Raw genomic sequence first — 20169 nt, forward strand, 5'->3', positions numbered from 1 at the left:
CTTGGACTTGAAATGACTTGGGATTGTACGGGCGGTTGCCGCTGGAGTACAGGCGTGACATTGCCGGGGATCTGACCGGCTATAGAAGTTCCAAATGTGGGAGGGGGCTTGCCCCCGATAGCAATGTGTCAGCTACAAGATACTCGGCTGTTCCACCGCAATCGGGGGCAAGCCCCCTCCCACATTTCAGTCTTCTGCAGGGGGATTCAACCGGGCGCGCCGGTTTTCCTGGAACCAGTGCAGCGCAATCAGGAACAGCGTCGGCACTCCCATCAGGCAGGTGATCATGAAGAAGTTGTGATAGCCGAACTTCTCCACCATCACCCCCGAATACCCGCCGATCAGGCGCGGCAGCAACAGCATGATCGAGCTGAGCAGGGCGTATTGGGTGGCGGAGAACTTGAGGTTGGTCAGGCTCGACAGGTAAGCGACGAACGCCGATGTGGCCAGGCCCGAGCTGAAGTTATCCAGGGAAATGGTGACGATCAGCATCTGCAGGTCGGGGCCCATGTCGGCGAGCATCACGAACAACAGATTGGTGCCGGCCGAGGCCACGCCGCCGATGAACAGGATCGGCAGGATCCCGAACCGCACGATCAACAGGCCACCCATACCGGCGCCGACCAGGGTCATGATCAGGCCGAAGATCTTGCTGACCCCGGCGATCTGGTCCTTGGTAAAACCCTGGTCGATATAGAACACGTTGGCCATCACGCCCATGACCGTATCGGACATGCGGTAGGTGGCGATCAAGCCGAGCAGCAGCAACGCTTGCCAGCGGTAGCGCAGGATGAAGTCGTTGACCGGCGTCAGCACCGGCGCCAGGCCACGTCGGCCCATGGCGGAGAGACACATTGCAGTCAGCAGGATATAGAGGATGGCGCGCAGGAACGCGCGGTCTTCCATCAGCAATTCCCACAGGCTCACGCCCTGGAACAGCACGCTGGCGAAGTCAGTGTTGTACAGCTGGGTAAACATCGCCGGCACCGACACCAGCAGCACGATCAGCACGAACACCGACACCAGCTGATGCGCGAAGCTGTAGCGCCCGGCCTGCAACTGGGTGCGCAGCGGTACGTTGGGTTCGCGCATGAACAGCGTGGTGAGCAGCGCCGGGACCATCAGCACGCCGAACAGCACATAGGTGCCGGTCCAGGCCGAATGTTTATAGTTGAAACCGGTGGAACCGAAGCCCTCGGCGAAGAACAGCGCACCGGCCGTGGCGAGCAGGGCGGCGATGCGATAACCGGACATATAACTGGCGGCCAGGGCCGCCTGGCGGCTGTCGTCGGCGATTTCCAGGCGATAGGCATCGACGGCGATGTCCTGGGTGGCCGACGCGAAGGCCACGACGACGGCAATGGCGATCAGCCAGGACAAGTGTTTTTGCGGGTCACAAAAGCCCATGCCGATCAATCCGAGGATCACCAGCGACTGGGCGAGCACCAGCCAGGAACGACGGCGCCCGAGTTTTCCGAGCAATGGCAGGCGCCATTGGTCGAGCAGCGGCGACCAGACCCATTTGAAGGCGTAGGCCAGCCCGATCAGGCTTGCATAACCGATGGTCTCGCGGGCAACGCCGGCTTCGCGCAGCCACACCGACAGCGTCGAGAACACCAACATATAAGGCAGGCCGGCAGCGAAACCGAGCAACAACAGCACTAACGTCGAGGGGCTGGCATAGGCGGCGAGCGCGGCGCGCCAGGTTTTACGGGGCATGGGCTGGAGTCTGCCTCAGATTTGCGGAAACAAAGCGCGCACTCTAACCGCTGTGCTCTACCGGACGCCAGCCATGGCGCTGAATATCAACACGATTGTTCAGGATAGTGACGCCTTCGCTGCGTAAACGCGCACGTTGCTCGTCACCGGATGCACTGCCCGGCGGCAGACTTATCCGACCACCGGCACCCAGCACACGGTGCCAGGGCAATCGGGTATCGGCGGGAAGCTGGCTCAAGGTGCGCCCGACCCAGCGCGCGGCGCGGCCCAGGCCTGCCAGGTGCGCCAACTCGCCATAACTGACCACGCAACCTGGCGGTACTTGCGCCAACGTCAGGTAAAGCGCGGTGCGGCGCCTTTCGGCGGGGCTTTGCGGGGTGTCGGCGGGTTCATTCACTGTGAGGCTATCCGTTTGGAACGTCGGTGTTTTGTAAGAAACGTCTGTAAACTTGCCGTTGAGAATTGAACTCAATATAAATAGTTGAGTCAGTTCAGGCTATCTAACACGATAGCGTCTTCTTTTCGCCAACCCCGAGCCCCGTATCCGCTTATGTTGTCCAGAACCCTGCTGTGCCTTGCTGTCCTCAGTGCTTCCACGCCCTTGCTCGCCGATACCGTCTGGTTGAAGAACGGTGACCGCCTGACCGGCAAGATCAAAGTCTTCGACGGCGGCAAGCTGCTGATCCAGACCAGCTACGGCGGGGCGATCCCGGTGGACTGGAAGCAGGTGAAAACCCTGGAGAGTGATCAGGAGTTGCTGGTCAAGCAGGACGCCTATGACGGTGAAAAGGCCAAGTCCCTCAAGCCTGCAGAGGATGGCAAAGTCGTGCTGGCCAATGGCGAAGCGCCCAAGACCGTGGAGTTGGCCAGCATTCAGCAGATCCTCAAGCCCAAGCCTGTGATCGAAGACCTGGTCTGGAAGGGCAACGTCGACCTGGCGCTGGACTACAAGCGCGCCGACAAAGACACCAACGACTACGACATCGACTTCAAGACCTCGGCCCGTCACGGCCAGTGGCGCCACACGGGCAAGGGCGAATATAACCGCGAGTTCCAGGACGACGTCACCACCACCGACAACTGGGCCCTGGAATACGACCTCGACCGCTTCTTCACCGAGCACTGGTTCTGGCAGGGCCGCCTGACCTACAAGCGCGACAAGGTCGAAGACCTGGCACGCCAACGCACCGTCGGTACGGGCCCTGGTTATCAGTTCTGGGACGATGAACTGGGCGCGTTCTCCCTGGGCTCGCTGGTCAACCGCACCGATTACGAATATGCCGATGGCGGCAAGGACAACTTCTACTCCCTGGCCATGAAGTGGAACTACAACCGCTACCTGGTGGGCAAGACCGTCGAGTTCTTCACCAACGGCGAGGTGGGCAAGCCGCTGGACGGTCCGGCCGAGTATTCCCTGGATGCCGAGATGGGCCTGCGCTACAAAGTCACCGAATGGGCGTCGCTCAATCTCAAGGCTGAGCGCGATGTCATCAGCGGCGACTCCGACAGCAGCTTGAGCAAGACCCGCTACACCGCAGGCTTTGGCGTGGCCTGGTAAAGCGGCATCGAGCACGCTGGCAACCTGCGCGGATATTGATTACCTTGTGTTGAGATCCATTCCCATATGCCATGGGCGGCGGGACAACCCAGGAGTCATACATTGAGCGCGCACGTTGCCAGGAACGCCCGAGAGCTGTTGCTCAAGGAATACCGTGGGGCCTTGGCCACACTGTCCAAAGCCATGCCCGGTTTTCCCTTCGGTTCGGTCGTGCCGTACTGCCTCGACGAACACGGCCAGCCGCTGATCCTGATCAGTCGCATCGCCCAGCACACGCACAATTTGCAGAAGGACCCCAAGTGTTCGTTGCTGGTCGGGGAGCGCGAAGCCGACGATGTGCAGGCCGTCGGGCGCCTGACCTACCTGGCTGAAGCCCACAAGCTGGAAGACGCCGCCGCCATCGAAGCCGCCGCGGAGCGCTACTACCGCTACTTCCCTGACTCGGCCAATTACCACCAGGCCCACGATTTCGATTTCTGGGTGCTCAAGCCGGTGCGCCACCGTTATATCGGTGGGTTTGGCGCGATCCACTGGGTCGATCAACTGACCCTGGCCAATCCGTTCGCGGGCAAGGCTGAGCGCAGCATGATCGAACACATGAACAGCGATCACGCCAAGGCCATCGCCCATTATGTCGACCTCGCCGGTTTGCCGACGACCGAGCCTGCGCAATTGGCCGGTATCGACAGCGAAGGCATGCACCTGCGCATTGGCCAGTCCCTGCACTGGCTGCCGTTTGCCGAGTCTTGCAACACGCCGACACAAGTACGCGAAGCCCTGGTTTCATTGGCTCACGCGCAGACCTGGCCGAAAAAATCAGACATTAGCGCTTGAATTCACGAAAAGGCGACGTCATCTAGGGTGAACTAGCAAGGCATTCTTGCGTTGAGGAACCATTTGATGCGCCCTTTTTTGTTGCTTTTTCTATTGTTCCCGGTGCTGGAGCTGTTCGTATTCGTTCAAGTCAGCGGTGCGATCGGATTTTTCCCGGCACTGTTACTGATCATTCTCGGCTCGATGCTCGGCGTCCTGGTGCTGCGCGTCGCCGGCCTGGCGACCGCCCTGCGCGCCCGTGAAAGCCTGAACCGCGGTGAGCTGCCCGCCCAGACCATGCTCGAAGGCCTGATGATGGCCCTGGCCGGTGGCCTGTTGATCCTGCCGGGCTTTATCAGCGACGTGGTCGGTCTGGTGATGCTGCTGCCGGTTACGCGCAAACTGCTGGCCGGCAAGATGCGCCAGCGTGCCGAAGAAGCGGCCGTGCGCCAGCGCGCATTTGCCGACGACCTGCAACCCCGTGGCGGCCCGGCCCCGCGCCAGCCTCTGGGGCGAGAAGGTGATGTGATCGAAGGCGAATTCGAACACCGCGACAGTAAATAACCGCTTCACCGGCACGGCATCTTCGGGTGCGGTGTTGCCTTCTTCCCTGAGCAAAACACAAAAAAATTCATTCGCTGCCCCTTGTAATAAGCCTGGCCGCCCTTATGTAACGGTCACCGCAAGGTTTCTGGTGGTGACACTAGACAGACTTCCGCGGTTCGCCCTGCGAGCCGCGACCGGCACCGCCGGAATTTAACCCGCCGGAATTGATACCGGCCGATGAAACATACAATTAGGAGAGATCGACAATGAGCAAGCTTCGTCCTCTGCACGACCGCGTCGTCATCCGTCGCAGCGAAGAAGAAAAGAAAACCGCCGGTGGGATCGTCCTGCCAGGTTCGGCTGCTGAAAAAGCCAACCACGGCGTGATCGTCGCTGCTGGCCCAGGCAAGACCCTGGAAAACGGTGAAGTACGTGCGCTGGCCGTGAAAGTGGGTGACAAGGTTGTTTTCGGCCCTTACTCCGGCAGCAACACTGTGAAAGTCGACGGCGAAGACCTGCTGGTAATGGCTGAGAACGAAATTCTCGCTGTACTGGAAGGCTGATTCCCCGCTCATTTTCCCGTTACTACAAAGTATTTAAGGAATATCGATCATGGCTGCTAAAGAAGTTAAATTCGGCGATTCCGCCCGCAAGAAAATGCTCACCGGTGTCAACGTCCTGGCTGATGCAGTAAAAGCGACCCTGGGCCCGAAAGGCCGTAACGTGATCATCGAGAAGAGCTTCGGCGCTCCGACCATCACCAAGGACGGCGTTTCCGTAGCCAAGGAAATCGAGCTCGAAGACCGTTTCGAAAACATGGGCGCGCAGCTGGTCAAAGACGTTGCCTCCCGTGCCAACGATGACGCCGGCGACGGCACCACCACCGCGACCGTGCTGGCCCAGGCCATCGTCAACGAAGGCTACAAAGCCGTCGCTGCCGGCATGAACCCGATGGACCTCAAGCGCGGCATCGACAAGGCGACCATCGCCATTGTTGCCGAGCTGAAAAACCTGTCCAAGCCATGCGCTGACACCAAGGCTATCGCTCAGGTAGGCACCATCTCCGCCAACTCCGACAGCTCCATCGGCGACATCATTGCCGAAGCCATGGAAAAAGTCGGTAAAGAAGGCGTGATCACCGTTGAAGAAGGCTCGGGCCTGGAAAACGAACTGTCGGTTGTAGAAGGCATGCAGTTCGACCGTGGCTACCTGTCCCCGTACTTCGTCAACAAGCCGGACACCATGGTTGCCGAGCTGGACAGCCCGCTGATCCTGCTGGTCGACAAAAAGATCTCCAACATCCGCGAAATGCTGCCAGTGCTGGAAGCCGTCGCCAAAGCCGGCCGCCCACTGCTGATCGTTTCCGAAGACGTTGAAGGCGAAGCCCTGGCGACCCTGGTTGTGAACAACATGCGTGGCATCGTCAAAGTCGCAGCCGTCAAGGCTCCAGGCTTCGGCGACCGTCGCAAGGCCATGCTGCAGGACATCGCCGTATTGACCGGCGGTACCGTTATCTCCGAAGAGATCGGCCTGAGCCTGGAAAGCGCCACCCTGGAAAACCTGGGTAGCGCCAAGCGCGTGACCATCTCCAAGGAAAACACCATCATCGTTGACGGTGCTGGCGTTGAAGGCGACATCGAATCGCGTATCGCCCAGATCCGTGCCCAGGTGGCCGAGACGTCCTCGGACTACGACCGTGAAAAACTGCAAGAGCGTCTGGCCAAGCTGTCCGGCGGCGTTGCAGTGATCAAGGTTGGCGCCGGTTCCGAAGTTGAAATGAAAGAGAAGAAGGCCCGCGTTGAAGACGCCCTGCACGCAACCCGTGCAGCCGTTGAAGAAGGCGTGGTACCTGGCGGTGGCGTTGCGCTGATCCGTGCTCTGGAAGCCCTGACCAATCTGACCGGCGACAACGCTGACCAGAACGTCGGTATCGCTGTACTGCGCCGTGCTGTTGAAGCACCGCTGCGCCAGATCGCTGCCAACTCCGGCGACGAACCAAGCGTTGTGGTCAACGAAGTCAAGAACGGCAAGGGTAACTACGGTTACAACGCTGCGACTGGCGTCTACGGCGACATGATCGAAATGGGCATCCTGGATCCAACCAAGGTGACTCGTTCCGCGCTGCAGGCAGCTGCTTCCATCGGCGGTCTGATCCTGACCACCGAAGCGGCCATCGCCGACAAGCCAAAGGCTGAAGGCGCAGGTGGCGGCGGTATGCCAGACATGGGCGGCATGGGTGGCATGGGCGGCATGATGTAAGCCAGCCTTACCCGGCTACTGAAAAACCCCGCCTGCAGTGATGCAGGCGGGGTTTTTTATGGCGCCGGTTTTATCATTCAGCCCATGGCACGCCGTCGCAGCAGCTTCTTGAGTATCATCCCCCGCGCGAACATCAACGGCGCGCGCAGCACATAGGCCATGGTGCCCTGCGCGGCAGCTTCAGACAGTGGCTGATATTCAGACAGGTGCGTGGGCTTTTTTTGAAGCGCCGGGCTGGGCCGCTCCCAATGCCCGGACATGACGACCATGCCCGGCAGCTTGAGGGTATTGGCATAATAATCATGGGACCTCAACGAGCGGCGTTGCAGGTTGTCCCAGATGTTATTCAACCAAGGCGGATTATCAGGGCTGATCATCGCGCTGACGCCCGGTGCGGCGATGAACACTGGATCGTCAGGGGCTTCGTCAAGTGGTCTGCCATCTACCCGGTAGCTGCCGTTGAACGCCGCCGGTGGCGTCACCGCAGTCATGGCAGGAGAGCAACGGGGTAAAACCGCGCCCGTCACGAGGCATAGCGACAGCATCAGGGCAAGCGCGGATTTCTTGGTGAAACACATGAAAGGGCTCTCCGACCTGGTTCAGGCGCAGAGGTTACAAGCTATCGCAAAGCTCTACTGTCACCGGCTGTAACGCCCCAGTCATTGCGGGCGCAGCGGCAGGACCAGGCTCACGCGTGCGCCGCCCAGCGGGCTGCGAGTCACTGACAGTTCGCCACGCAGCCACTGGGTGGCGCGTTTTGCCAGCGCAAGACCGAGGCCGAAGCCGCCGGGTTCATCGCCGCCCATGGCCAGCCGGACAAAGGGTTCGAAGATTTTTTCGCGGTTCTCCGCGACCACGCCCGGGCCGTCATCGTCGACATGCAGTACCAGATGATGCGGGTCATGGTACGCCGCACTGACACGCACCTGATCGCGAGCGTAGGTGACGGCATTGCTCAACAGGTTGCGCACAATCAGATGCAACAAGGCGCGGTCACCGATCAGCTCCAGGTGCAATGGCTCGATTTCCAGGCTCAGCCGACGATGGTGCCCGTCAAGCAGGGCAAACTCCTGATGCAACCAGTCACGGATGGGGATCGGCTCATAGTGCAGGTCGCTCGGCGCGCCGGCCATCCGCGCAAAGGCCAGGCTGGCGCGAACCAGGGCCTCGAGTTCCTCGACATCAATTTGCAGGCGTTTCTCCAGGCGGTTGCGTGTGGCGGCGTCTTCACTCTTGCCGAGCAAGGTCAAGGCGAAGCGCATGCGCGCCAGTGGCGTGCGCAGTTCGTGGGACACGGCCTGGGAGACTTCGCGATGGCGCTCGCCCATGGCGGTGATGTGTTGCGCATGTTGTTGCAGGGTGTGCAGCAACGGCGTCCATTCCTTGCCCATGGCCGGCAGCAGGGCATTGGGCGTATGGGCCAGTTCACCCAGGCAGTCATTGAGCGTATCAAGGTCGAGGCTGCGCTGGCGGCGTGTGCGCAGGCTGATCCAGAGCAGCAGCACTAAAGGCAGGGCGGCGACGCAGGCCGTCACCCAATATACCGGAAATGTCAGCAGGTCCTTGACCTCGGCGGTGCCCCATAGCGGGCCGAATTGGATGGCTGTTTCGTCGTCGAAGGGGAAGTAAGTCATGTCTTCATCGCTGTTTTGCGCGGGTTGCTGATGCTTCAACATGATCAACGCTTCCGGTGGCATCTCGACATCCTTCAGCTTTATCAGGGCCACCGGGTATTGGAAGCGTTCGCGCAGCGTCTGCATGCGCGCCTCGCGTTGATCGGCAGGCAAGGTTTTGAGTTGTTCCGCCACCAGGTAGCCTGGCCCCGCCATCAAGCGCAAAAAGCTGTACTCACCCACATACACGGCGGTATTGGCACACAGCCATAACAGATAAAAGGTCAAGCCGGCCCAGCCTGCTCCGGCCACCAGCGCCATCCAGGGTTTGAACTTACTCGACATGTCGACCGCCCTGAGGAATTTCGACAAACAGATAGCCCTGCGCGGTGATGGTTTGGATGGTCACGGGGCACGCCAGGCTCATGAGCTTTTTACGCAAGCGCGAAACGCGCATATCGACAGAGCGATTGAGCCCGTCGTACTCCAGGCCGCGCAGGCTTTGAAGCAGTTTCTCCCGTGTGAGCAAAACGCCGCTGTGCCGGGCGAAAATCGCGAGCAGTTCGAACTCGGCGACCGAGAACTGCAAGGGCTGCTCGTCGAGCCAGGCGAAATGGCTATTGAGCTCCAGCCGAAAGCTGTGCCACTGGTAAAACGCCCGTGGCGCCTGCGGATGGCGGCGCAGTAGCGAGCGGATTCTGGCCAGCAGCAGCAGCGGGTCGACCGGCTTGACCACATAGTCGTCCGCCCCGGCATTGAACCCGGTCAATTGCTCGGTGTTTTCATCCAGTGAGGTCATCATCAGGATCAAGCCGCAATACTGGGCGCGGATCTGCCGGCACAGGGAGAAGCCGTCAAGGCCGGGCAACATCACGTCCAGAATCAATAATGCGGGCTGCTCGTCGACAATGCGTTGCGCCGCGCGGTCACCACGGTGTTCCACCGCAACGTTAAAACCTTCCGCACGCAGGAACTCCGCCGTCAATGCGGCCAATGGGCGATCATCTTCGATCAACAGGAGAGTGTCGGACATGAGCGGGCGTCGTTGCAGGAAAGGACGCAAGTGTTACGCCCTTGCCTGGCGTCAGGCAAGGGCTGCGTAGGGCCGTCAGCGTGTGCTGATGGTCGGTGTCGTGTCCTTGGGCGCTTTCCAGCTCAGCAGTTGCTGCTTGTACCCATAACTGGCCGCTTGGTAGTAGGTGATCGCCCGTTGGATCAACGGGTCGTCGCTGCCGACGCGCAGTTCCTGGCTCTCGCCCAGCGCCTGGTCATGGCGACGCAGGCCCTTGCGTGGGCTGAGGATGGCGAGGTTGGTGCCGTCAAACAGACCCAGGTGTTGGTAATTGCCGAGCACTACGCGCGGTGGCAGCGGGTTGTCCTGCAACAGATTGCGGCCGAAGAAGGTCGATTCGTAGCTCAGGTTGATCAATCCCAGCAGTGTGGGCGCCAGGTCGATCTGGCTGGCCAGTTGCGCAGTTTCCCGGGCCTCGATCAGCTTCGGCGCATAGATAAACAGGGGGATCTGGTAGTTGGCGATGGGCAGGTCTTCCTTGCCTGCGCTGCCGGCCGTGTGGTCGGCGACGAACACGAAGATGGTGTTATCGAACCAGGGCTTCTGGCGCGCAGCGTCGAGGAATTGACCGATGGCGTAATCGGTGTACTTCACAGCGCCGTCGCGGCCGTTGCCGGATTTGATATCGATACGCCCGTCCGGGTAGGTGTAGGGGCGATGGTTGGAGGTGGTCATCAACTGCAACAGGAACGGCTGCTGGCGGGCGTAATCGGCATCGGCCAAGTTCAGGGTTTGTCGGTAGAGATCTTCGTCGGCCATGCCCCAGGCGTTTTTAAACGAAATTTGCGACTCGGGCACGCTGCTCTGGTCCACCACGCGATAACCGTTGCCACTGAAAAACGCGTTCATGTTGTCGAAGTAACCGCGTCCGCCGTAGACAAACACGCTGTCGTAGCCAACGGCGCCGAGCTGCTGCCCCAGGCTGGCGAAACCGCTTTCGCGGCCGATGCGCTTGACGATAGAGCGCCCGGGCGTAGGTGGAATCGCCAGGGTAATGGCCTCCAGGCCACGGTCGGTACGGGTGCCGGTGGCGTAGAAGTTATTGAAGTACAGGCTCTGTTGGCGCAGCGCATCGAGGTTGGGCGTGAGATTGCGCTCGTCACCGTTGCTGCCCATGTATTTGGCACTGAAGCTTTCGATGGTGACCAGCACGATATTGGGTTTGCGCAGCGTGCCGGGGTGGGTGATAGCGCGACGGATGTCGAGTGGGTCCTGGCCGATGAAGCGGGCGTTGGGTTCACTGAGTTCGGCGCGCAATTGCTTGGCGACAACCTCAGTTGGCAGGCTTTTGTAGAACTGGGTGTAGTCCAGTTCGTTGTTACGAAATGCGGCAAAGAACTGATAGGGACCATTGCTGGCCAGTTCGTTGTTGTAGGCGTTGCCGCCCTGGGTGCGCGGGTGGTCCTGGCTGATCAATTGCAGGCTGATGCCTGCGACTACCAGCAAGGCCAAGGCATTGACCAGGCGGCCACGCAGCGCCGGTAAAGGCGCGGCCATCGCGGCGTTGAAGGGCCTGCGCAGGACCACGCTCAGGATCAGTGCGAGCATTGCCAGCAGACTGAGCAGCTTACCGATCGGGTAGGACTCCAGCAGGTTGTTCAAGACCTCGTCGGAGTACACCAGGTAATCAACGGCGATGAAGTTGAAGCGCACGCCGAACTCATCCCAGAACAGCCATTCAGCCACCGCAGTGAACAGCATCGCAAACAGGCTTGCGCTGAAGAGCACTTGCAGGAACCAGCGATGCCCACGGCGACGCCACAGCGCGGGTGGGCACAGCAACACGTACAGCCCCAGCGGCAATGCCGCATAAGTCAGGAACCCCAGGTCGTAGAGCAAACCCACGCCAAATACCGGCAGCAGGTTGCCGCCGACTTCATCCAGGTGAGTCACCAGCAGCACGCTGCGGGTGAGCAGGAAAATAACCAGCCAGGTACCGGTTACCAACAACAGATAGCGCATAGGCGCTGTTTTGGGGAATCCCATGTGCAACTTCCTTTTATCGATGGGCGCGATGTTCACGCTGACGCTGTCGTCAGTGTGTGAAGCGATAGTGAAAAACTCGTTCAGCTGGCTAATCAGTTGAAAACCTTTATCGACCGGCCCGGCAGGCCTATCCCTGAACTGCACTTGGCCTTAAGCTGCGCGAGCCAACACGGCTGTTACCGCGTACGGAGCACTGCCCATGCGAATTTTATTGGTTGAAGACAACCGCGATATTCTGGCCAATCTGGCCGATTACCTGGGGCTCAAAGGCTACACAGTGGATTGTGCCCAGGACGGCCTGTCGGGCCTGCACCTGGCGGCTACCGAGCATTACGACTTGATCGTGCTCGACATCATGCTGCCGGGCATCGATGGCTACACCCTGTGCAAACGCCTGCGCGAAGATGCACGCCGCGACACACCGGTGATCATGTTGACCGCCCGTGACCAGTTGGACGACCGGCTGCAGGGCTTCAAGTCCGGCGCCGATGACTACCTGCTCAAGCCGTTCGCCTTGTCGGAGTTGGCCGCTCGCATCGAAGCGGTGCTGCGCCGTGCCCAGGGGGGTGGGCGTCGTGCCCTGCAAGTGGGCGACCTCAATTATGACCTGGATACGCTGGAGGTGACCCGCGAAGGGCGCCTGCTCAAACTCAACCCGGTCGGCCTGAAGTTGCTGGCGGTGTTGATGCAGAAAAGCCCCCACGTATTGCGTCGGGAAATCCTCGAAGAAGCCTTGTGGGGCGATGATTGCCCGGACAGCGACAGCCTGCGCAGCCACGTCCACCAATTGCGTCAAGTGATCGACAAACCCTTCGCCAAGCCGTTGCTGCAAACGGTACACGGTGTAGGTTATCGCCTGGCCGAGGGCCGTGATGGAGTTTAAGCAAAGCCTTGCCCAACGGATCATCATCGCCTTTGCCTTGATGAGCGCGTTGGTCGCGGGGGCCTTCGCCATGGGCATTGTCGCGACCGTGCACCTGGTGGAAGAGAAGTTGATTTCAGCGGGCCTGGGCGGCGACTTGCAACGTCTGCTGTTGATGGACAGCATGGAAGACTGGCGACATCGGCCCGAGCCTGACCAGTTGTTCTATTTCAGCGGCGGCCCCGGCGATTTCGAGTTGCCCAAGGATTTGCGGCATCTGGACCCGGGCTTTCATGAAGTATTTCGCGAGTCGCTGTCCTACCACGCCATGGTCGAAGTGATCGACGGCCGACGTTACGTGCTGCTGCAGGACCAAAGCGATTTCGAAGAACGCGAGCGGGTGCTGTTTGCCGTGGTGCTGGTGGGTTTCGTGCTCAGCCTGGCACTGGCGGTGTTCCTGGGTTGGGTGCTGGCGCGCAAGGTGATGGCGCCGGTGGTGCGCCTGGCCCGCCAGGTGCGCCATCGCGACCAGTTGCTGGGGCTTGCGCCACCGTTGGCGCCGGACTACGCGGCCGATGAAGTGGGCGAATTGGCCGTGGCGTTCGACGCCACCCTGGGCCGCTTGCGCCAGGCGCTGTCTCGCGAACAGTTGTTTACCAGCGATGTCAGCCATGAATTGCGTACACCCTTGATGGTGTTGGCCAGTTCCTGCGAATTGCTGCTGGAGAATCCGGCCATCGATCAACGCGGGCGCAACCAGGTCCAGCGCATCGCCCGGGCCTGTGAAGAGATGCGCGAACTGGTGCAGACCTTCCTGATGCTGGCCCGCGCCAAGCATGACGATGCCGCCATGTCGGCCCAGGTGAATCTGACCCAGGTTGCCGAGGACCTGCTCGGCATCTGGCGCGGGCCCATCGAGCAAAAGGGCCTTGAGTTGATCTACTGCCCGGGCGACCCGCTGGAGACACGCTACAACACGACGTTCCTGCATGCGGTGATGGGCAATCTGTTGCGCAATGCACTGCATTACACCGAGCAAGGGTTTATCCGCCTGACCCTGGAACCGAGCGGCTTTGTGGTGGAGGACACGGGTGTGGGCATCCCGGAAGACAAGCGTGAAGCGATGTTCGAGCCGTTCGTGCGTGGCAGCGAGAAGCGCGGCGAGGGTCTGGGGCTGGGCTTGTCGCTGGTGCAGCGTATCTGTGAGAGCCAGGGCTGGAGCGTGACCCTGAGCACCATGGAGCCCAACGGCTGCCGTTTTCATGTCGAACTGGGTCAAGTCAAAACCTGACCGAACAGTCTGTCATTTTGCTGCTGCACGACGCCTGCTTTTCGGCGAAGATGGCCCCATGCTACTGAATGTTTCTGTAAAGTCTTGAAATGTATGGGATTGGACAGGACAAGTTTTTCACAACGAGTTGACCTGTTGATCACAGTTCGCTGCTTAGGGTGTAGGCATCAGTTACCGGAGACGTAAGATGCCTTCCCCGATCAAGTTGGAATTCTCAGAAAAGTACGACGATCAACACGCGCGGCAATATTTGCTCAAGCACCAGGACAATCTGGCTCGCCGGTTGTCCCACAAGCGCGATGAGCAACTGGCGCGCGGTGCGCTGGCCATGGCCGGTGAACCGGGCCTGGTGCTGGACCTGCCGTGTGGTGCCGGGCGCTTTTGGCCATTGCTGGCCGAGAAACCCAATCGTGTGATCATCGGGGCCGACAATTCGGCGTCGATGTTGAAGGTCGCCACGGTGGCCCAACCGGCGGAAGTCGTCAAACGGGTACGCCCTTTGCAGACATCTGCCTTTGATATCGATTTGCCAGATAACTCGGTCGACAGTATTTTCTGCATGCGCTTGATGCACCACATCGGTGACCCGGCGCACAGGATGACAATACTTCGGGAGTTTCAGCGGGTTAGCCGTGACAGCGTGATTATCTCGCTGTGGGTCGATGGCAATTTCAAGGCCTGGAAACGCAGGCGCGCCGAGGTACGGCGTCGTAAGAAAGGTGAGCAGGAAGGTTACCAAAACCGGTTTGTGTTACCGGCTGCTACTGTCGAGGCAGAATTCGAGCAGGCCGGTTTCCGGGTTCAGGAATCCCTGGACTTCATGCCGCTCTACGCCATGTGGCGAGTCTATGTATTGCGCAAGAGGTAACAGGATGGCAGTTGAGTGCGTAGTCGGCAGTCATATAGCTCCCGAAGAACGATTTGATTTTTTCTGGCGTCAGCAGGGCGAGTGGGTGGAAGAACCCAATCGTCGGCGTGGCGGTGAAAGTGGCGTACAGCGGGTGATCAGTCCCAATGGGCGATTGCTCTATTGCAAACGCCAGACTGGCCATATCTACCGCAGTTGGTTGCATCCGTTTGGACGTCCGACCGTACTGCGCGAGCGTGATGCCCTCAAGGGCCTGCGCCTGCTGGATGTACGCGTGCCGGAGTTGGTGTTCTGCGAGGCGCGACGCGACCCGCAGCATCAGTGGAAAGCGTTGCTGGTCACCGCGTCGCTGGACGGTTTCGACGAGATCGAAAACTGGTACGCCGCCGGTGGCCGTGAGCAATACGGCGAGGCGGTCCACGAGCGCTTGCTCGAGGAATTGGCTGGTACCCTGGCGCGCATGCACAAAGGCCGCTGGCAGCACGGTTGCCTGTATATCAAGCACATCTTCGTTCGGGTAACCGGCGAGGGCGATGGGGTGAAGGTTGAAGTGGCGCTGCTGGACTTTGAAAAATGCCGCCAGCGTTTGACCGCTTATCGGGCCGCCTCCCATGACATGCTGCAATTGCGCCGCCATTCGTCGTGGAACGATACCGACTGGAAAAAACTCAGCTACTTTTACGAGACGGCGTTTGGCAGCGCTATCAAGGGTTTAACCAGATGAAGCTAGAAATAGCACGAGGTTTGTTCCTGGTCGGGGCGTTGGCGGTTACGGCCCTGGCCCTGGCGGCATGGGAACAGCCTCGCACACAGGTACTCAGTGCGACGCAAGGCGGCGGGCAATGCCTGCTGCCACGTGTGGCCAAGGTCAGTGTGGCGGCCAAACCCGATCATGAGTTGCTGTTATTCATGTTCGGGATGTCTCAAGCGATGAGGCCGCAGAGTTGAAACGATTAAAACCCGCAAAAGGCCTCGCAGTGCGAGGCCTTTTTTTGTGCGCTATCGGGTCAGATGATCGTTCCCTCGCTCCGCGTGGGAATGCATCCCGTGACGCTCCGAGTCACCATTACGAAAGTGCCGGATTTTGTGCTGAAAGCAAAACGCGGAGCGTCCAGGGCGGCATTCCCACGCAGAGCGTGGGAACGATCATGTGGTGCCCTGTTTCAGGACTAGGCAGCGCTATCGGGTCAGTGCCCTGGCTGTGTTGTCCGCTTTGGTCAGCGTCGTATACACCGTGGGCAGGACGAATAGGGTAAACAGGGTGCCGATCGACATGCCGGTGGCGATCACCATGCCGATATCGAACCGACTGACCGAGCCCGCGCCGCTGGAGAAAATCAGCGGTACGACGCCCATTACGGTGGCCAGCGTGGTCATCAGAATCGGCCGCAGACGGGTCGCGGCAGCTTGTTCGACCGCAGCCCGCGCGGACAGGCCTTGTTGCTTGCGCAGTTGATTGGCGAACTCGACGATCAGGATGCCGTGTTTGCTGATCAGGCCGATTAACGTGACCAGGCCGATCTGCGTGTAGATATTCAGGGTGGACCAACCCAGAAACAGCGCGATCAATGCGCCGCACACCGACAGCGGCACGGTCAGCAGTATTACCAGTGAATCACGCAGGCTTTCAAACTGCGCCGCCAGCACCAGGCCGATGATGGCCAGTGCCAGGCCGAACGTGCCCCATAGCGCATTGCCCTCCTGCACGAACTGGCGCGTAGCGTTGCTGTAATCGAAGCTGTAATCCGCTGGCGCCTCGTCCTGGGCAATGGTTTGCAAGGTCTGCAATGCGTCGCTCATGCCGACAATCGGAAAGGCCGACACGGTGACCGAATTGAGTTGCTGGAACTGATTCAACCGCTGGGGACGAACCTGTGGGCTGGAGACGGTGATCAGCGTCGACAAGGGCAGCAATTGGCCCTTGGCGTTCTTTACCGCGTACTGGCTCAGCCATTGGGGGTTGTCCCGGTAGTTGCGCTCGACCTGGGCTATCACTTTGTAGAGATGCCCGTCGATACTGAACCGGTTGATTTGCGCCTCAGCCAGAAGAGTGGTGAGGGTCAGGTCCAGGTCCTCCATGGACACGCCCATCTGGGCGGCCTTGGTCCGGTCAATGTCGACCATGACTTCCGGGCGGTCGAAGGCCAGGTCGATATCCACATAGGCAAACTTCCCCGAGTCGATCGCTCGTTGCTTGATGCGCTCGGCCACGTTCATCATCGAACTGTGGTCCTGCTGGGAATTGATGACAAAGCCGAAGGGCAGCCCTTCACCGGTCCCCGGCAGGGAGGGCAAATTGAATGCGAAGACTTGCAGGCCGGGGTTGCTGTCGAGTTTTTCGCGTACGTCTGTCAGGACTTGCATTTGTGTGCGCTCACGTTCCTCCCAGGGTTTGAGCAGGAAGCCGCCGACGCCTGAATGTAACCCGTCCAGGCCGTTGATCTGGAAGGATGAATGATATTCGGGCACGGTATTGAACGGTTCGATAAAGTCCTGGGTGTAGCGATTCAGGTAGGCCAGGTTCGTTGCCTGGGGCGCGCTGGACAGGATGAAAATCAGGCCTTTGTCCTCGTCGGGCGCCAATTCCGAGAGGGTGAACGTGAGCATGGCGGGTATCAGGCAGAGCACGAGCGCGGCGAAAACCAATACCACCGACCGCGCTCGCATGATCTGGCGCAGGCGCCGTCGATAGCGTTTTTTCAGGGCATTGAAAAAACGCTCCAGAGCCAGCGACAGGCCCGTTGGCTGTTCTTCAGGCCGCAGTAAAATGGCGCACATCATCGGTGACAGCGTCAACGCCACGATCCCGGAAATCACCACAGCGCCGGCCAGGGTCAGGGCAAACTCCTTGAACAGCGCCCCGGTCAAACCCTGCATGAAGCCGATAGGCGTAAAAACCGCAGCCAGCGTGATGGTCATGGACACCACCGGAACGCATACCTCTCTTGCCCCCTTGATGGCGGCCTCAAGTGGCGATTTGCCTTTTTCGATGTGCCGGTGGATGTTTTCCATCATCACGATGGCGTCGTCGACCACCAGGCCGATAGCCAGGACCATGGCCAGCAGCGTCAGCACGTTGATGGAATAGCCCAGCAGTTGCATGAGGAACAAAGTGCCAAGCAGCGACAGTGGAATGGTGATGACGGGAATGATCACTGAGCGCAACGAACCCAGGAACAAAAACACCACCAACACCACAATCAGCAAGGCTTCCGTCAGGCTGGACAGCACCTGTTCGATCGAGGCGTTGATATACAGCGTCGAATCGTAGGCGATATCCGAGTGCAGGTCAGGTGGCGCCTGCGCCTGCAATTGGGGCATCAGTTCGCGAACACGCTTGCCCAACTCCAGGGGGTTGGCATCGGGTGTGGCTTGAATGCTGATATAGACCGCCGGGGTGCCATTGAAGGTGCTGAAACTGTCGTAGTTTTGCGAGCCCAGCTCAACGCGCGCCACGTCCCCCAGGCGCACCTGGTTGTCGCCCTCGGTTTTCACTGGAATGGCACTGAACCCCTCGACCGATTGGAGTTCGGTGTGGGTGGTCGCGCTGGTGACGACATATTCGCCGGTAAGGTCCCCCGCGACAGGTTGTACGTTGTAGCGTTTGATTGCCTGGGTTATGTCACTGGCACCCAGACCAAACCCGGCGAGTTTTATCGGGTCGAGCCACAGGCGCATGGCGAAGCTCTGGCTGCCGATAATCTGCGCTTGCGCCATGCCCGGCAGTGTCACCAACCGAGGCTGGACCACCCGCTGCAGATAGTCGGTGATCTGCGCGTTGTTCATGGTTTTGCTGGAAAAGCTCAGGTACATCAGCGCGGTACTGTCCACTGCAACTTTGCTCAATACCGGATCTTCGATGCCGCTGGGCAACTGGTTCCTGACTTCATTGGACTTGGCCAGCAGTTCGGTGAACAGGCGGTCGCTGTCGGCGCCGACCCGACTGTAGATGGAGATGAACGAAATATTCTGACGGCTGGACGAGGTCATATAGTCGATGCCTTGTGCGCTGGCCAGGCTTTGTTGCAGGGGCTGGGTGACGTAACTCTGGATGGTTTGCGCACTCAGTCCCGGTGCGACCGTGGTGACCGTAACCAGTGCGTTTTCCATCTGTGGAAACTGGCGCAGTTGCAGTTTTTCGTAGGCCTGGCATCCAAGCAGCACGATCAGCAGGCTGACGACCACGGCCAGCACCGGGCGACGAATGAACAGGTCGGTGAAGGTCATTGCGCACCCTCCTGATGAGGCATCGGCAGCGTCCCCTCCGGCTGGCTTCGGTCGATACTGATACGCACAGGAGTGCCGTGTTTGAGTTTGAGCTGGCCGGCAGTGACCACCTGTTCGCCCTTGTGCAGCCCCTTGGAAACCACCACCAGGCCATTGCGCCGTTCGCCTGTTTCGACCAGGCGCTGCTCGGCGATCAGTTGCGGCGTATCGCCGGCATCGGAGGCGTGCGGCTCGCCGTGGTTACTGGGTGTTATTACGAAAATGTACTGGCCATAAGGACTGAAGGCGATCGCACTTTCCTGGATCACAGTGTGTGCAGTCGGTTCGTCCAGCAGCACCCGCAGATGGGCGAACATTCCCGGTAACAGCTCATCGCGCGGGTTGGGCAGCGTCGCGCGCACCAACACGTTTCGCGTGCTGTCATCGACGAGCGGGTTGATGGCACTCACCTTGGCGAGGCTGAAGATGCCGGGGCGTGCCGAGATTTCAACCTGAACCGACTGCCCCTTCCTGATCAGTTGAACGGCTTGCTCGGGCACATAAAAGTCAACGTAAAGCTGGCGTGTGTCCTGCAGACTGGCGATAACCTGGGTACTTTGCAGGTAATCGCCCGCATTGACCTGGCCAATGCCAATGGTGCCGGTGAAGGGCGCGACGATGCGCTTTTTTTCCAGCGCCGCAGTACGCTGTGCCACGACGGCGGTGTTGCGATTGAGTTCAGCGCCGAGCCGGTCGAACTCGCCTTTGGAGATGGCGCTGATTTCCACCAGTTTGCGGCCGCGCTCAAAGTTCTGAAGGGCCAGGCGCTGGTCGGCCTTTGCCACGTCCAATTCGGCCTGCTCGGTCTGGTACTCAAGCTGCAGCAGGGGCTGCCCGGCCTCGACCCTTTGCCCTGACTCAAAGTGCAGCTGTGTCACAACACCGGGCACCTCAACCCTCAGATCGATACCTTGCAATGCCTTGAGCGTGCCCGCCGCCGGCATCTGGCGCTGCCAGGGTATTTCAAAGGCATTGGACGTCGCCACGCTGACCGGTGGCTTTGGCCCATGCAAAAGCTGCAACTGTTGATAAATCCAATGCGCCTTGTAGCCGGCGAGCATCAGGACGACGGACAGAACGAGGCTGAGCATGATAATCATCCGGCGGCCCGGCATGGTCATAGTGGGGGTCCTTGTGAAACCTGTGCAGGTTGAACGAAGCGCGAGCACGCAAGAGCAGGCGGCGCTGCACTGAGCGCCGCAGTCTTGATCAGGACGGGGACGGGGATAAGGAGTGGTTTCGCAAGTTATTGTGAGAACACTGTTCGCCGGGTGAGAGACAGTTCCACAGGTTGCGTAGGAGAAGTGCCAAACGGC

At 59.8% G+C, this 20169-nt stretch carries 18 protein-coding genes; 10 read left to right on the forward strand and 8 right to left on the reverse strand.

What is annotated here, in order from left to right:
• Positions 1-186 precede the first annotated feature (186 nt).
• Together BFP96_RS17175 and BFP96_RS17180 are read right to left on the reverse strand one after the other, a co-directional pair.
• Positions 187-1719: an AmpG family muropeptide MFS transporter gene (locus BFP96_RS17175; protein WP_065895124.1), complete on the reverse strand. Its 1533-nt coding sequence runs from the start codon at positions 1717-1719 to the stop codon at positions 187-189.
• A gap of 43 nt (positions 1720-1762) precedes the next feature.
• Complete coding sequence (locus tag BFP96_RS17180; RefSeq protein WP_065936640.1) at positions 1763-2116, reverse strand: MGMT family protein; 354 nt, start codon at positions 2114-2116, stop codon at positions 1763-1765.
• 153 nt (positions 2117-2269) lie between these two features.
• Here BFP96_RS17180 and BFP96_RS17185 point away from each other — a divergent pair, with 153 nt between their 5' ends.
• From BFP96_RS17185 to groL, 5 genes are all read left to right on the forward strand, one after another.
• Positions 2270-3277 carry a DUF481 domain-containing protein gene (locus BFP96_RS17185; RefSeq protein WP_065895122.1) on the forward strand — a complete coding sequence of 336 codons (1008 nt, stop codon included), beginning with the start codon at positions 2270-2272 and terminating at the stop codon, positions 3275-3277.
• A gap of 102 nt (positions 3278-3379) precedes the next feature.
• Positions 3380-4111, forward strand: a complete 732-nt coding sequence (locus BFP96_RS17190; RefSeq protein ID WP_065896368.1) for a HugZ family pyridoxamine 5'-phosphate oxidase — start codon at positions 3380-3382, stop codon at positions 4109-4111.
• A gap of 66 nt (positions 4112-4177) precedes the next feature.
• A complete protein-coding gene (locus BFP96_RS17195; protein ID WP_065887542.1) occupies positions 4178-4654 on the forward strand; it encodes an FxsA family protein in 477 nt (158 codons plus the stop codon).
• Positions 4655-4902: 248 nt separating this feature from the next.
• A complete protein-coding gene (gene groES, locus BFP96_RS17200) occupies positions 4903-5199 on the forward strand; it encodes a co-chaperone GroES (RefSeq protein ID WP_017846112.1) in 297 nt (98 codons plus the stop codon).
• A 49-nt stretch (positions 5200-5248) separates the two neighbouring features.
• Positions 5249-6895 carry a chaperonin GroEL gene (groL, locus tag BFP96_RS17205; RefSeq protein ID WP_065887544.1) on the forward strand — a complete coding sequence of 549 codons (1647 nt, stop codon included), beginning with the start codon at positions 5249-5251 and terminating at the stop codon, positions 6893-6895.
• A gap of 77 nt (positions 6896-6972) precedes the next feature.
• Here the strand turns inward: groL and BFP96_RS17210 are convergent, their stop codons facing one another.
• The 4 genes from BFP96_RS17210 to BFP96_RS17225 form a co-directional block, all read right to left on the reverse strand.
• A complete protein-coding gene (locus tag BFP96_RS17210; RefSeq protein WP_130138691.1) occupies positions 6973-7473 on the reverse strand; it encodes a hypothetical protein in 501 nt (166 codons plus the stop codon).
• Between the two features lie 81 nt (positions 7474-7554).
• Entirely contained in the window at positions 7555-8853 is a 1299-nt protein-coding gene (locus BFP96_RS17215) for a sensor histidine kinase (RefSeq protein ID WP_065936642.1), read from the reverse strand.
• On the reverse strand, positions 8843-9541 hold the full coding sequence (locus BFP96_RS17220) for a response regulator transcription factor (protein WP_065936643.1): 699 nt from the start codon (positions 9539-9541) through the stop codon (positions 8843-8845). The genes BFP96_RS17215 and BFP96_RS17220 overlap by 11 nt, the downstream gene beginning before the upstream one ends.
• 75 nt (positions 9542-9616) lie before the next feature.
• On the reverse strand, positions 9617-11566 hold the full coding sequence (locus BFP96_RS17225) for an LTA synthase family protein (protein ID WP_065936644.1): 1950 nt from the start codon (positions 11564-11566) through the stop codon (positions 9617-9619).
• Between the two features lie 199 nt (positions 11567-11765).
• On the opposite strand from BFP96_RS17225, the gene colR reads away from it, so the two are divergent.
• The 5 genes from colR to BFP96_RS17250 all read left to right on the forward strand — a co-directional run bounded on the left by colR (position 11766) and on the right by BFP96_RS17250 (position 15535).
• The gene (gene colR / locus BFP96_RS17230) at positions 11766-12449 is read left to right on the forward strand and encodes a two-component system response regulator ColR (protein ID WP_003208587.1); all 684 of its coding nucleotides are present in this window, start codon (positions 11766-11768) and stop codon (positions 12447-12449) included.
• The gene (locus tag BFP96_RS17235) at positions 12439-13719 is read left to right on the forward strand and encodes a sensor histidine kinase (protein ID WP_065887549.1); all 1281 of its coding nucleotides are present in this window, start codon (positions 12439-12441) and stop codon (positions 13717-13719) included. Before colR ends, BFP96_RS17235 begins: the two co-directional genes overlap by 11 nt.
• A 187-nt stretch (positions 13720-13906) precedes the next feature.
• Positions 13907-14587 carry a class I SAM-dependent methyltransferase gene (locus tag BFP96_RS17240; protein WP_065887550.1) on the forward strand — a complete coding sequence of 227 codons (681 nt, stop codon included), beginning with the start codon at positions 13907-13909 and terminating at the stop codon, positions 14585-14587.
• A 4-nt stretch (positions 14588-14591) separates the two neighbouring features.
• The gene (locus BFP96_RS17245; RefSeq protein WP_065895115.1) at positions 14592-15311 is read left to right on the forward strand and encodes a lipopolysaccharide kinase InaA family protein; all 720 of its coding nucleotides are present in this window, start codon (positions 14592-14594) and stop codon (positions 15309-15311) included.
• The gene (locus tag BFP96_RS17250) at positions 15308-15535 is read left to right on the forward strand and encodes a hypothetical protein (RefSeq protein WP_065887552.1); all 228 of its coding nucleotides are present in this window, start codon (positions 15308-15310) and stop codon (positions 15533-15535) included. Before BFP96_RS17245 ends, BFP96_RS17250 begins: the two co-directional genes overlap by 4 nt.
• 231 nt (positions 15536-15766) lie before the next feature.
• On the opposite strand, the gene BFP96_RS17255 is transcribed toward BFP96_RS17250, so the two are convergent.
• Together BFP96_RS17255 and BFP96_RS17260 are read right to left on the reverse strand one after the other, a co-directional pair.
• Positions 15767-18814 (reverse strand): multidrug efflux RND transporter permease subunit, encoded by a 3048-nt coding sequence (locus BFP96_RS17255; protein WP_065936645.1) that lies wholly within the window; start codon positions 18812-18814, stop codon positions 15767-15769.
• Positions 18811-19968: an efflux RND transporter periplasmic adaptor subunit gene (locus BFP96_RS17260; protein ID WP_065896448.1), complete on the reverse strand. Its 1158-nt coding sequence runs from the start codon at positions 19966-19968 to the stop codon at positions 18811-18813. Before BFP96_RS17260 ends, BFP96_RS17255 begins: the two co-directional genes overlap by 4 nt.
• Positions 19969-20169: the final 201 nt, after the last annotated feature.

Source organism: Pseudomonas sp. 34 E 7, assembly GCF_900005715.1.
Taxonomy (GTDB): domain Bacteria; phylum Pseudomonadota; class Gammaproteobacteria; order Pseudomonadales; family Pseudomonadaceae; genus Aquipseudomonas; species Aquipseudomonas orientalis_A.

Bases quoted from the DNA above. Each gene is read 5' to 3' on its own strand.
- BFP96_RS17245 (WP_065895115.1), top strand. From the start codon at position 14,592: ATGGCAGTTGAGTGCGTAGTCGGCAGTCATATAGCTCCCGAAGAACGA.
- BFP96_RS17250 (WP_065887552.1), top strand. From the start codon at position 15,308: ATGAAGCTAGAAATAGCACGAGGTTTGTTCCTGGTCGGGGCGTTGGCG.
- BFP96_RS17255 (WP_065936645.1), bottom strand. From the start codon at position 18,814: ATGACCTTCACCGACCTGTTCATTCGTCGCCCGGTGCTGGCCGTGGTC.
- BFP96_RS17220 (WP_065936643.1), bottom strand. From the start codon at position 9,541: ATGTCCGACACTCTCCTGTTGATCGAAGATGATCGCCCATTGGCCGCA.
- BFP96_RS17185 (WP_065895122.1), top strand. From the start codon at position 2,270: ATGTTGTCCAGAACCCTGCTGTGCCTTGCTGTCCTCAGTGCTTCCACG.
- colR (WP_003208587.1), top strand. From the start codon at position 11,766: ATGCGAATTTTATTGGTTGAAGACAACCGCGATATTCTGGCCAATCTG.
- groES (WP_017846112.1), top strand. From the start codon at position 4,903: ATGAGCAAGCTTCGTCCTCTGCACGACCGCGTCGTCATCCGTCGCAGC.
- BFP96_RS17215 (WP_065936642.1), bottom strand. From the start codon at position 8,853: ATGTCGAGTAAGTTCAAACCCTGGATGGCGCTGGTGGCCGGAGCAGGC.
- BFP96_RS17210 (WP_130138691.1), bottom strand. From the start codon at position 7,473: ATGTGTTTCACCAAGAAATCCGCGCTTGCCCTGATGCTGTCGCTATGC.
- groL (WP_065887544.1), top strand. From the start codon at position 5,249: ATGGCTGCTAAAGAAGTTAAATTCGGCGATTCCGCCCGCAAGAAAATG.
- BFP96_RS17195 (WP_065887542.1), top strand. From the start codon at position 4,178: ATGCGCCCTTTTTTGTTGCTTTTTCTATTGTTCCCGGTGCTGGAGCTG.
- BFP96_RS17240 (WP_065887550.1), top strand. From the start codon at position 13,907: ATGCCTTCCCCGATCAAGTTGGAATTCTCAGAAAAGTACGACGATCAA.
- BFP96_RS17175 (WP_065895124.1), bottom strand. From the start codon at position 1,719: ATGCCCCGTAAAACCTGGCGCGCCGCGCTCGCCGCCTATGCCAGCCCC.
- BFP96_RS17235 (WP_065887549.1), top strand. From the start codon at position 12,439: ATGGAGTTTAAGCAAAGCCTTGCCCAACGGATCATCATCGCCTTTGCC.
- BFP96_RS17225 (WP_065936644.1), bottom strand. From the start codon at position 11,566: ATGGGATTCCCCAAAACAGCGCCTATGCGCTATCTGTTGTTGGTAACC.
- BFP96_RS17260 (WP_065896448.1), bottom strand. From the start codon at position 19,968: ATGCCGGGCCGCCGGATGATTATCATGCTCAGCCTCGTTCTGTCCGTC.